At 73.2% G+C, this 13,539-nt stretch carries 2 protein-coding genes; both read left to right on the top strand.

Annotated elements, in window-relative coordinates:
• Positions 1 to 54 precede the first annotated feature (54 nt).
• Positions 55 to 7,014, top strand: a complete 6,960-nt coding sequence (locus tag ACFY01_RS46445; protein WP_390741836.1) for a type I polyketide synthase — start codon at positions 55 to 57, stop codon at positions 7,012 to 7,014.
• Positions 7,015 to 7,060: 46 nt separating this feature from the next.
• On the top strand, positions 7,061 to 13,539 hold a 6,479-nt coding region (locus ACFY01_RS46440; protein ID WP_390741835.1), incomplete at its 3' end, for a type I polyketide synthase.

Genomic DNA, 13,539 nt, shown 5'->3' with positions numbered 1-13,539 from the left:
GTGCTGACCGTGCCGGTCGGGGAGACGGTCGAGGCGGCCGGCTCGGACGCTGTGGTGACCGGCACCCTCCGCCGTGGCCAGGGCGGCCTGACCCGTTTCTACACCTCGCTGGGTGAGGCCTGGGCGCGTGGTGTCGCGGTCGACTGGTCCCCGGCGTTCGCCCCGTACGCACCGCGCCCGGTGGAGTTGCCGACGTACGCCTTCCAGCGGCAGCGGTACTGGCTGGACGCACCGCAGGCGTCGGCCACAGCCGCGGATCCGGTGGATGAGGCGTTCTGGAAGACCGTGGAGGAGGGTGACGCGGCGGCTCTGGCGCGCACCCTCGGCCTGGACGACGCCGACGCCCTGGAGTCGGTGGTTCCGGCCCTGTCGTCCTGGCGGCGCGGCCGGCAGGAGCGTTCCGTCCTCGATGGCTGGCGCTACCGCGTCGTGTGGCGGCCGCTGCCGATTGCCGGTCGTCCGGCCGCCGGTGCCCGTGAGGACGGTGCCTGGCTGCTCGTCGTACCCGAGGTGTTCGAGGACGACCCACTGTTCCCGGCTGTGCTCGCCGCTCTCGAGGAACGGGTGGACGACGTCCGTGTACTGACGGTCGGTACGGCGGACTGCGACCGGGACCGGCTGAGCGCCCGGCTACGGAGCGAAGCCGGGGCCGGAGCCGGTGGCGTCCGAGGTGTTCTCTCCCTGACCGGTCTCGACGAGCGCCCGCATCCCGGGCACGCGTGCGTGCCCCAGGGCCTCGCCGTGAGCCTCGCGCTCCTGCAGGCCCTGGGCGACGCGGGCGTCGAAGCGCCGCTGTGGTGTGTCACCCGTGGTGCCGTCGCGGCGGCCGACGACCGGGCGCCCGACGCTCCCGTCCAGGCGGGCGTGTGGGGTCTCGGGCGTGTCGCCGCACTGGAGCATCCGAAGCGCTGGGGTGGTCTGATCGACCTCCCCGAGGCGGCCGACGCCGTCACCCTCGATCTGCTGGCCGGCCTCCTCACTGGTGACGGGACCGAGGACCAGATCGCCCTCCGGGGAGGCAAGGCGCTCGGCCGGCGACTGGTCCGCGCACCGCATGGTGGCGCCCACCCGGCCCGTGCCTTCAAGCCGCGTGGCACCGTTCTGGTGACGGGCGGAACCGGAGCCCTCGGGGTCCGCGTGGCGCGCTGGCTGGCCGGCAACGGCGCCGGGCACCTCGTGCTGACCGGACGCCGAGGCGCCGACGCACCCGGCACGGCCGAACTCCGCCGCGAACTCGAGGAGCAGGGCGTCCCGGTGACCGTCGCCGCCTGCGACGTAGCCGACCGGGACTCCGTCGCCGCGCTGCTGCGACAGCTGGCGGAGCAGGGCGTGCCACCCGTCCGTACGGTCGTGCACGCCGCGGGTGTCAGTGCCCTCGGCTCCCTCGCCGAGGCGGGGATCACCGATCTCGTGTCCACCCTGTCCGGGAAGGTCCTCGGCGCCGACCACCTCGACGCCGCCCTCGACCCGGCAGGGCTCGACGCCGTCGTCTACTTCTCCTCCATCTCCGGCACGTGGGGAGTCGCCGACCACGGTGCCTACGCCGCCGCCAACGCCGTCCTCGACGCATGCGCCGAGCGGCGCCGTGCCGACGGTGTGCCCGTCCTCTCGGTCGCCTGGGGCCCTTGGGCGGGCGGTGGCATGATCGCCGAGGGCATCCAGGACGACCTCCGCCGTCGAGGTGTGCCCGTCATCGACCCGGACACCGCCATCGGCGGCCTCCAGCAGGCCATGGACCACGACGAGACGCTCGTCGCCATCGCCGACGTCGACTGGCGGCGCTTCGCCGGCGTGTTCACCTCGGTCCGGCCCAGCCCCCTCCTCTCCGAACTGCCCGAGGCACGGCCTGCCGAGGACGACGCCACGGCCTTGTCCAAGGCAGAGCCCGAACTCCTCCGGCACCTGGCACAACTCGACCCGGAGCGGCGCCGGACGGCCCTGCTGGATCTGGTGGGCGCGCAGGTGGCCGACGTACTCGGGCACGACGGCTCGGACACCATCGACACCACACTGGCCTTCAAGGACCTCGGCTTCGATTCGCTCACCGCAGTCGAACTGCGCAACCGCCTCGGCCGTACCACCGGCCTGCGGCTGCCCACCACGGTCGTCTTCGACCACCCCAATGTCGCGGCACTGGCCGACTTCCTCGAAGAACAGGCCTTCGGCTCCCGGCAGGCCCCGGCCGGCACCGCCGTGGCGGGCGTCGCGGGTGTACGGGGTGGTGCCGGGGAGGACGAGCCGGTCGCCATCGTGTCGATGGGCTGCCGTTTCCCGGGTGGGGTGCGGTCGCCGGAGGAGCTGTGGCGGCTGGTCCGGGACGAGGCGGACGTCATTTCCGGTTTCCCCGTGGACCGTGGCTGGGACCTCGACGCCCTGTACGACCCCGACCCCGACCACAGCGGCACCAGCTACGTCCGTGAGAGCGGCTTCCTGCACGGCGCGGCCGAGTTCGACGCGGCGTTCTTCGGGATCTCGCCGCGCGAGGCGACCGCCATGGACCCCCAGCAGCGCCTCCTGCTGGAGACCACCTGGGAGCTCTTCGAACGGGCCGGCATGGACCCGAACACCCTGCGCGGCAGCAATACCGGCGTCTATGTGGGCCTCACCGACCAGGAGTACGCGGCCCACCTGCGGGCCGCCGGGGAGGCCGAGGGATACCTGGCCACTGGAGCCGCGGCGAGTGTGGCGTCCGGCCGCATCGCCTACACCCTGGGCCTGGAAGGCCCCGCCGTGACGGTCGACACGGCCTGCTCCTCGTCGCTCGTCGCCCTGCACATGGCCGTCCAGGCCCTGCGGGCCGGCGAGTGCGAGCTCGCCCTCGCGGGTGCCGTCACGGTGATGTCCGGGCCCAGCCCCTTCGTCGCCTTCAGTCGGCAGCGGGCCTTGGCCCAGGACGGCCGCAGCAAGCCGTTCTCCGCCGACGCCGACGGTTTCGCCCTGTCGGAGGGGGTCGGTGTCCTGCTGCTGGAGCGGCTGTCGGACGCGCGGCGCAACGGGCATCAGGTGCTGGCGGTGGTGCGGGGTTCGGCGATCAACCAGGACGGTGCCTCCAACGGCCTCACCGCCCCGAACGGCCCGTCGCAGCAGCGGGTGATCCGGGCGGCGCTGGCCGACGCGGGCCTGTCCACGGCGGATGTGGACGTGGTGGAGGCGCACGGTACGGGCACCAAGCTGGGTGACCCGATCGAGGCGCAGGCGCTGCTGGCGACGTACGGTCAGGGCCGCCCCGAGGGCCGGCCGCTGTGGCTGGGGTCGGTCAAGTCCAACATCGGGCACAGCCAGGCCGCTTCGGGTATGGCCGGTGTGATCAAGATGGTGCAGGCGATGCGGTACGGGGTGCTGCCGAAGTCGCTGCACGCGGACGCGGTGTCGCCGTTCGTGGACTGGTCGGCCGGTGAGGTCGAGGTCCTCTCCCAGGCCAGGCCCTGGGAGGAGAACGGTCGGCCTCGGCGGGCCGGTGTCTCGTCCTTCGGTATCAGCGGTACGAACGCGCACGTCATCATCGAGCAGCCGGAAGCGGCGGCTGCCGAACCCGTCGCGTCCGGGGAGTACGGGGACGTCGTGGCTCCCATGCCGGTGTCGGCCCGTACGGAAGCAGCGCTCAAGGAGCAGGTGGACCGCCTGGTGACCCACCTGAAGGAGACGGACGCACGCCCGGTCGACACCGCGTGGTCCCTGCTGAAACACCGTTCCGTGTTCGAGCACCGGGCACTGCTGATCGGTTCGGACGTCGTCGCTTCCGGAATCGCAGTGCCCGCCCATGCCGGGTCCTCGGTGTTCGTGTTCCCGGGGCAGGGGGCGCAGTGGGTGGGGATGGCGGTGGAGTTGCTGGATTCCTCGCCGGTGTTCGCGGCCCGGTTCGGTGAGTGTGCGGCGGCGCTGGCGCCGTTCGTGGATTTCGACCTGGTCGGGGTGGTCCGTGAGGGGCGGGCGCTGGACCGGGTGGATGTGGTGCAGCCGGTGTTGTGGGCGGTGATGGTGTCGCTGGCTGAGCTGTGGCGTTCGTTCGGTGTGGAGCCGGCTGCGGTGGTGGGGCATTCGCAGGGTGAGATCGCGGCTGCGGTGGTGGCTGGTGCGTTGTCGTTGCGGGACGGTGCGCGGGTGGTGGCGTTGCGCAGTCGTGCGATCACCGCGTTGGCGGGGCGGGGCGGGATGGTGTCCGTCGCGCTGCCCGTGGCCGAGGTCGAGGAACTCATCTCGGCCTGGGCGGGGCGGGTGTCGGTGGCCGCGGTCAACGGGCCTACCTCGGTGGTGGTGTCGGGAGATGCTGATGCTCTGGACGAGCTGGTCGAGCAGGCTCCCGCACGGGATGTGCGGGTGCGGCGGGTGGAGGTCGACTACGCCTCGCACTCGGCGCATGTGGAGCTGATCCGCGAGGAGTTGCTGGAGGTCCTCGCGCCGGTTGAGGCGCGTACGCCTGAGGTGCCGTTCTTCTCGACGGTGACGGGTGGGTGGCTGGAGTCGGCGGTCACGGATGCCGGGTACTGGTACACGAACCTGCGGCAGACGGTCCAACTTGAGCCCGCAGTAAGGGAGTTGGTCGCTGCGGGGCATGGTGCGTTCTTGGAGATGAGCCCGCATCCGGTGCTGACCGTGCCGGTCGGGGAGACGGTCGAGGCGGCCGGCTCGGACGCTGTGGTGACCGGGACACTGCGCCGTGGCCAGGGCGGCCTGACCCGTTTCTACACCTCGCTGGGCGAGGCATGGACACGCGGTGTGGCGGTCGACTGGTCCCCGGCGTTCGCCCCGTACGGTCCGCAGCGGGTGGAGTTGCCGACGTACGCCTTCCAGCGGCAGCGGTACTGGCTGGAGGCGCCGAAGGCACCGGCCACAGCCGCGGATCCGGTGGATGAGGCGTTCTGGAAGACCGTGGAGGAGGGTGATGCGGCGGCTCTGGCGCGCACCCTCGGCCTGGACGACGCCGACGCCCTGGAGTCGGTGGTTCCGGCCCTGTCGTCCTGGCGGCGGAGCCGGCGGGAGCGTGCGACCCTCGACGGCTGGCGTTACCGCGTCGTATGGCGGCCGCAGCCGGACCAGGGCACGGCGGCTCCCGCGACCCTCGACGGCACCTGGCTCGTCGTCGTCCCCGAGGGGTACGACGACGGTGGTCTCGTCGCCGCCACCGTCGGTGCCCTGGGCGCCGCCGGGGCCCGGACCGTCGAGTTGTCCGTGCCGGACTCCGCGGGGCGTACCGAGTTGGCCGAGCGGCTGCTCCTGGACCTGCCCGCGGACGTGTCACCGGTCGGTGTCCTGTCCCTGCTGGCCCTCGACGACGCGGCGAGCGAGCGGAGCCCGGGGGTCTCGCGGGGGTTGCTCGGATCGATGGCCCTGGTGCAGGCGCTCGACGACGCCGGGATCACCGGCAGGCTGTGGTGTCTGACCCAGGGCGCGGTGTCGACCGGCGAGGGGGACGGAGCCCCCGATCCGGCGCAGGCCGCCGCCTGGGGATTCGTACGGGTGGTGGGTCTCGACGATCCCGACCGCTGCGGTGGCCTCGTCGACCTGCCCGCCGGCGACACCGGGACAGCCGTACGCCGTCTCCCGGCGCTGCTCGCTGCCGAGGCCCGGGAGGACGGCGGCCGGGAGACCGAGTTCGCGGTGCGCGCGGGTGGGGTCAGCGTCCGGCGGATGGTCCGTACGCCGCTCCACGCCTCGCCGGCCGAGGACGCCTGGCGACCGAACGGCACCGTCCTCGTCACCGGCGGAACAGGGGCCCTCGGCTCGCACGTCGCGCGGTCCCTGGCCCGGGACGGGGCCGAGCACCTGCTCCTGACCAGCAGGCGGGGGGCCGACGCGCCCGGTGCCGCCGCACTGTGCGACGAACTCACCGCCCTCGGCTGCCGCGTGACCCTCGCCGCCTGCGACGTCGCCGACCGTGACGCGCTCGCCGCGCTCCTCGACCGGGTGCCCGCCGAACTCCCCCTCACCGCGGTGGTCCACACCGCGGGCGCGGTCGAGGCGGCGCGGCCGCTGGGCGACCTGACGCCCGACGACGCGGCCGCCGTGATGCACGCCAAGGTGCTCGGCGCGCGGAACCTCGAGGAACTGCTCGCCGGACACCCGCTGGACGCCTTCGTCCTGTTCTCCTCCGGCGCCGGAGTCTGGGGCAACGGAGGACAGGCCCCCTACGCCGCCGCCAACGCCCACCTCGACGCCCTCTCCGAACGGCGCCGCGCCCAGGGTCTGCCCGCCACCTCGATCGCCTGGGGCGCCTGGGCGGGCGGCGGCATGGTCGACGAGGAGGTCGGTGAGCAGCTGCTGCGCCGGGGCGTTCCGGCGATGGACCCCGAACTCGCGGTCCGTGCCCTGCGCGGTGCGGTCGCCGGACAGCAGCCCACGCTCGTGGTCGCCGACATCCGCTGGGACCGGTTCCTCCCCGCGTACTGCGCCCGCGGACACCGTCCGCTCGTCGACGAGGTGCCCGAGGTACGCGAACTCCTCGCCGCTCGCGACGCCGCACACCCCGACGCCGGGGACGAGGGGGCCGACGCGGCCGCCGCCCTGCTCGCCGAACTCGGCGCCCTGCCCCAGGCCAAGCGTCGGCGCCGGCTCGTCGAACTGATCCGCACCCATGTGGGCGCGGTCCTGGGGCACGGCCCGTCCGACACCGTCAAACCGGGGCGCGCCTTCCGGGACATGGGATTCGACTCCCTGACCGCCGTGGAACTGCGCAACCGGCTCAGCACGGTGCTCGGCACCCGGCTCTCGGCGACGATCGTCTTCGACCATCCCACGCCGAACGCCCTCGCCGACCACCTGGACGCGGAACTGCTGCCGCCCGTCGGCGGCGGACCGGCCGATGGTGTGCCGGCCGGTCTGCAACAGCTGGAAGAGGCCTACCGGCAGGCGCCCGACCCGGCCGCACGGGAGGCACTCACCACGGCACTGCGCACGCTGCTGGACACCTGGACCGGGTCCGGAGAACCGGAGGAGGCGCCGGTCGACGAGGAACTGCTCACCGCCTCCGACGAGGACATGTTCGACCTGATCGACAGGGAACTCGGGATCTCCTGAGCGGAACCCCGTCATGGCTCCCGATTCTCGAAGGGCTGACTCTGCCATGGAAAACAACGAGGGCAAGCTCCGCGACTACCTCAAGCGGGTCACCACGGACCTGCGGCAGACCCGCCGCAGGCTCGCGGAGTTCGAAGCCCGCGACCACGAGCCCGTCGCCATCGTGGCCACCGCCTGCCGCCTGCCCGGCGGAGTGCGCGCCCCGGAGGACCTCTGGACGCTGGTGACCGAGGGCACCGACACCGTCGCGGCCATGCCCACGGACCGCGGTTGGGACCTCGACGCCCTCTACGACCCCGACCCCGACCGGACCGGCACCAGTTACGTCCGCGAGGGTGCCTTCCTCTACGACGCGGCCGAGTTCGACGCCACGTTCTTCGGGATCTCGCCGCGCGAGGCCCTCGCGATGGACCCGCAGCAGCGCCTGCTGCTGGAGACCACCTGGGAGCTCTTCGAACGGGCCGGCATCGACCCGAACACCCTGCGGGGCAGCAGCACCGGCGTCTTCGTCGGCGCCAGCAACCAGGGCTACGCCGTCGACGGCACCCACGCGCCCGACGACGTCGAGGGCCACCTGCTGACGGGCGGCTCCGCGGCCGTGCTCTCCGGCCGGCTCTCCTACAGCTTCGGCTTCGAAGGGCCCGCGGTCAGCCTCGACACCATGTGCTCGTCGTCCCTCGTGGCCCTGCACCTCGCCATGCGTGCCCTGCGCTCCGGCGAGTGCTCCATGGCCGTCACCGGCGGTGCCACCGTCATGGCCACCACCCGCAACTTCGTGGAGTTCAGCCGGCAGCGGGGGCTCGCGGCGGACGGCCGGTGCAAGCCGTTCGCGGAGGACGCGGACGGTACGGGCTGGGGCGAGGGGGTCGGTGTCCTGCTGCTGGAGCGGCTGTCGGACGCGCGCCGCAACGGGCATCAGGTGCTGGCGGTGGTGCGGGGTTCGGCGATCAACCAGGACGGTGCCTCCAACGGCCTCACCGCCCCGAACGGCCCGTCGCAGCAGCGGGTGATCCGGGCGGCGCTGGCCGACGCGGGCCTGTCCACGGCGGATGTGGACGTGGTGGAGGCGCACGGTACGGGCACCAAGCTGGGTGACCCGATCGAGGCGCAGGCGCTGCTGGCGACGTACGGTCAGGACCGCCCCGAGGGCCGGCCGCTGTGGCTGGGGTCGGTGAAGTCCAACATCGGGCACACCCAGGCCGCTTCGGGGGTCGCCGCCGTGATCAAGGTGGTCGAGTCCCTGCGCCACGGACTCCTCCCCAAGAGCCTGCACGTCGACGAGCCGACCACCCACGTCGACTGGTCCACCGGTGCCCTGAAACTCCTGACGGAGGCCGTCGACTGGCCCGAGACCGGCACGCCCCGCCGCGCCGGCGTATCCTCCTTCGGCGGCAGCGGCACCAACGCGCACGTCGTCCTGGAACAGGCACCGCCGGACGAGGAACAGCCGGACGAGGAACAGCCGGAGAGCTCGGCCGGTAGCGGCACCCCGGCCGCGCTTCCGTGGCTGCTGTCCGCCCGCTCGGACAAGGCCCTCAAGGCCCAGGCGGAGCGGCTCGCGGCCGCCGTCGAGGCCGGTGACCTGGACGCCGTCGACGTCGCCCACTCCCTGGCGGCCGGGCGCGCCGCACTGGAGGAGCGTGCCGTCGTCGTCGGCGCCGACCGCGCCGAACTCCTGACCGCCCTGCGCGCCACCGCACGGGGCGAGCAGCCCGCCACCATCGCGCGAGGCCTCGCCGAGAACCCCGGCGAGGACGTCGACGCGGTGTTCGTGTTCCCGGGGCAGGGGGCGCAGTGGGTGGGGATGGCGGTGGAGTTGCTGGATTCCTCGCCGGTGTTCGCGGCCCGGTTCGGTGAGTGTGCGGCGGCGCTGGCGCCGTTCGTGGATTTCGACCTGGTCGGGGTGGTCCGTGAGGGGCGGGCGCTGGACCGGGTGGATGTGGTGCAGCCGGTGTTGTGGGCGGTGATGGTGTCGCTGGCTGAGCTGTGGCGTTCGTTCGGTGTGGAGCCGGCTGCGGTGGTGGGGCATTCGCAGGGTGAGATCGCGGCTGCGGTGGTGGCTGGTGCGTTGTCGTTGCGGGACGGTGCGCGGGTGGTGGCGTTGCGCAGTCGTGCGATCACCGCGTTGGCGGGGCGGGGCGGGATGGTGTCCGTCGCGCTGCCCGTGGCCGAGGTCGAGGAACTCATCTCGGCCTGGGACGGGCGGGTGTCGGTGGCCGCGGTCAACGGGCCTACCTCGGTGGTGGTCTCCGGTGACGCGGACGCGCTGGACGAACTGGTCGAGCAGGCTCCCGCACGGGATGTGCGGGTGCGGCGGGTGGAGGTCGACTACGCCTCGCACTCGGCGCATGTGGAGCTGATCCGCGAGGAGCTGCTGGAGGTCCTCGCGCCGGTTGAGGCGCGTACGCCTGAGGTGCCGTTCTTCTCGACGGTGACGGGTGGGTGGCTGGAGTCGGCGGTCACGGATGCCGGGTACTGGTACACGAACCTGCGGCAGACGGTCCAACTTGAGTCTGCCGTGCGGGAGTTGGTGGCGGCCGGTCATGGTGCGTTCTTGGAGATGAGCCCGCATCCGGTGCTGACCGTGCCGGTCGGGGAGACGGTCGAGGCGGCCGGCTCGGACGCTGTGGTGACCGGGACACTGCGCCGTGGCCAGGGCGGCCTGACCCGTTTCTACACCTCGCTGGGCGAGGCCTGGGCACGTGGTGTGGCGGTCGACTGGTCCCCGGCGTTCGCCCCGTACGGTCCGCAGCGGGTGGAGTTGCCGACGTACGCCTTCCAGCGGCAGCGGTACTGGCTGGACGCACCGCAGGCGTCGGCCACAGCCGCGGATCCGGTGGATGAGGCGTTCTGGAAGACCGTGGAGGAGGGTGACGCGGCGGCTCTGGCGCGCACCCTCGGCCTGGACGACGCCGACGCCCTGGAGTCGGTGGTTCCGGCCCTGTCGTCCTGGCGGCGGAGCCGGCGGGAGCGTGCGACCCTCGACGGTTGGCGTTACCGCGTCGTATGGCGGCCGCAGCCGGACCAGGGCACGGCGGCTCCCGCGACCCTCGACGGCACCTGGCTCGTCGTCGTCCCCGAGGCCCACCAGGACGACACACTGGTCCAGGACGTGAACCGCCTCCTCGTCGAGGCCGGGGCCGCGACCGTCCCCGTGGTGATGGGCGAGACGGACCTCGACCGGGCCGCCGTGGCGGAGCAGCTGAGCGACATCGTCGCCGCCGACGCGTCCACGCCCGTACGCGGTGTCGTGTCCCTCCTGGCCCTGGACGAGCGTCCCGCGCCCGGTCACGCCGGTCCCACCGTCGGCCTGACCCAGTCGGTCGCGCTGCTCCAGGGTCTCCTGGACGCCGGGACCGACACCCGGCTGTGGCTGCTGACCACGGAGTCGGCCACCACCGGTGTCGCCGACGACCCGGTCCGGCATCCGCTGCAGGCCGCCGTATGGGGCCTGGGCCGCGTCGCGGCCCTCGAACAGCCGAAGCTGTGGGGCGGTCTCGTCGACCTGCCCGGCGAACTCGACCCCCGTACCGGAGCGGCACTCGTGGCCGTCCTGGCCGCCGCCGGCGACGAGGACCAGCTCGCGCTGCGCCCGTCGGGCACCTACCTCCGCCGCCTGGTCCGCGCCCCGCTGTCCGGCAGCCCCGCCCCCCGGACCTGGAGCACCAGCGGCACCGCGCTGGTCACCGGCGGCACCGGAGGCCTCGGCGGGCACGCCGCGCGGCTTCTCGCCCGCAGCGGCGCCGAACACCTGGTGCTGACCAGCCGGCACGGCCTCGACGCCCCGGGCGCCAAGGAACTCAGCGACGAACTCACCGCTCTGGGCTGCCGGGTGACCATCGCCGCTTGCGACGTCGCCAACCGTGCGGCCCTGAACCGGCTCGTCGAACAGGTCGAGGCCGAAGGCCCGGCCATCCGTACGGTCGTGCACACCGCCGGCGTAGGCATGCTGGCGCCGCTCGCCGAAACGGACCAGGAGTACTTCGCCGAGGGCCTGCGCGCCAAGGTGCTGGGAGCGGCGAACCTCGACGCCGTCTTCGACCACGACCGCCTCGACGCGTTCGTGCTGTACTCCTCGGTCGCGGGCACCTGGGGCAGCGGCGACCACGGCGCCTACTCCGCCGGCAACGCTTACGTCGACGCGCTCGCGGACCACCGCCGCGCCCGCGGTCTGGCCGGCACGTCCGTCGCATGGGGCATCTGGAGCCCCGAGGGCGGCGGTATGGCGGTCAACATCGTCCGGGAGCAGCTGCGCTGGCGCGGCATCCCCTTCATGGAGCCGAAGCTGGCCGTCGAAGGACTGCGGCAGGCACTGGACCACGACGACACCTTCCTCGCCGTCGCCGACATCGACTGGGAGCGGTTCGTCCCCGTCTTCACCGCCGCGCACCCGCGACCGCTCCTGCACGAGGTGCCGGAGGTCGCCGAGGCGATGCGGGCCGACGAGGCGGTCGTCGCGAGTGCCGTCAGCCGCGCGGACACGCTGCGCGCGGAGCTGGCCGGCATGTCCTCCGCCGAGCGCGACCGCACACTGTCCGAACTGGTCCGCGGCGAGGTGGCCGGAGTCCTCGGCCACGCGGACAGCACGGAGATCGCCGTCACCCGCGCCTTCCGCGAGATGGGCTTCGACTCCCTCACCGCCGTCGAACTGCGCAACCGCCTCAACGCCGCCACCGGTCTCGGCCTGCCGGCGACGATCGTCTTCGACCACCCGAACGTGCGCGACCTCGTCCGTTTCCTGCGCGCCGGCCTCGTCCCGGAAGAGCCGGCCGCCGAGCTCCGACCGGCCGCCGTGGCCGCCCCAGTGGCCCCCGCGCACGACGACGAGCCCATCGCCGTCGTGTCCATGGGCTGCCGCTTCCCCGGCGGAGTCACCTCGCCCGAGGAGTTGTGGCGCCTGGTCCTGGAGGAGACCGACGCGGTGTCCACGCTTCCCACCGACCGTGGCTGGGACGTGGAGAACCTCTACGACCCCGACCCGGACCGGGCCGGTACCACCTATGCCCGCGAGGGCGGCTTCCTGCACGACGCGGCCGAGTTCGACGCGGCGTTCTTCGGGATCTCGCCGCGCGAGGCGACCGCCATGGACCCGCAGCAGCGCCTGCTGCTGGAGACCACCTGGGAGGTACTGGAGCGGGCCGGTATCGCCCCCGACAGCCTCCAGGGCAGCCCCACCGGCGTCTTCGTCGGTGTCTCCCACCAGGGATACGGCTCCCGCTCCCAGGTGCCGGAGGGCCTCGAGGGCCATCTGATCACCGGGACCGTCACCAGCATCGCCTCGGGCCGCATCTCCTACACCCTCGGCCTCGAGGGGCCGGCCGTCACCATGGACACCGGCTGCTCCTCCGCGCTGGTCGCCCTGCACATGGCCGTCCGGTCACTGCGCTCCGGCGAGTGCTCGCTCGCCCTCACCGGCGGCGCCGCCGTCATGGGGGAGCCCATCGGCCTCGTCGGCTTCAGCCGGCAGCGCGGCCTGGCCCAGGACGGCCGCTGCAAGGCCTTCGGCGCGGACGCCGACGGCATGGGGATGGCCGAAGGCGTCGGCATGGTGCTGCTGGAGCGGCTGTCGGACGCGCGGCGCAACGGGCATCAGGTGCTGGCGGTGGTGCGGGGTTCGGCGATCAACCAGGACGGTGCCTCCAACGGCCTCACCGCCCCGAACGGCCTCTCCCAGCAGCGGGTGATCCGGGCGGCGCTGGCCGACGCGGGCCTGTCCACGGCGGATGTGGACGTGGTGGAGGCGCACGGTACGGGCACCAAGCTGGGTGACCCGATCGAGGCGCAGGCGCTGCTGGCGACGTACGGTCAGGACCGCCCCGAGGGCCGACCGCTGTGGCTGGGGTCGGTCAAGTCCAACATCGGGCACAGCCAGGCCGCTTCCGGTATGGCCGGTGTGATCAAGATGGTGCAGGCGATGCGGTACGGGGTGCTGCCGAAGTCGCTGCACGCGGACGCGGTGTCGCCGTTCGTGGACTGGTCGGCCGGTGAGGTCGAGGTCCTCTCCCAGGCCAGGCCCTGGGAAGAGAACGGCCATCCCAGGCGGGCCGGCGTCTCGTCCTTCGGCGTGAGCGGTACGAACGCCCACGTCATCATCGAGCAGCCCGAACCGGCGGACACGCCCCAGCCTGCTCCCGAAGCGGCCGGCGCGGTCGTGCCCTGGCTCGTCTCGGCCCGTTCGGACAAGGCCCTCAAGGCCCAGGCGGAGCGGCTCGCGGCCGCCGTCGAGGCCGGTGACCTGGACGCCGTCGACGTCGCCCACTCCCTGGCGGCCGGGCGCGCCGCACTGGAGGAGCGTGCCGTCGTCGTCGGCGCCGACCGCGCCGAACTCCTGACCGCCCTCACCTCCCTCGCCGAGGGCGAGGCCACCCCCGCCCTCGTGCGCGGCACCACCCAGCGCGTCGGCGAGGACGTCGACCCGGTGTTCGTGTTCCCGGGGCAGGGGGCGCAGTGGGTGGGGATGGCGGTGGAGTTGCTGGATTCCTCGCCGGTGTTCGCGGCCCGGTTCGGTGAGTGTGCGGCGGCGCT

It is taken from the genome of Streptomyces sp. NPDC001480, assembly GCF_042894725.1.
Classification (GTDB): Bacteria; Actinomycetota; Actinomycetes; order Streptomycetales; family Streptomycetaceae; genus Streptomyces.
This window is presented reverse-complemented; position numbering and strand designations above follow the sequence as displayed.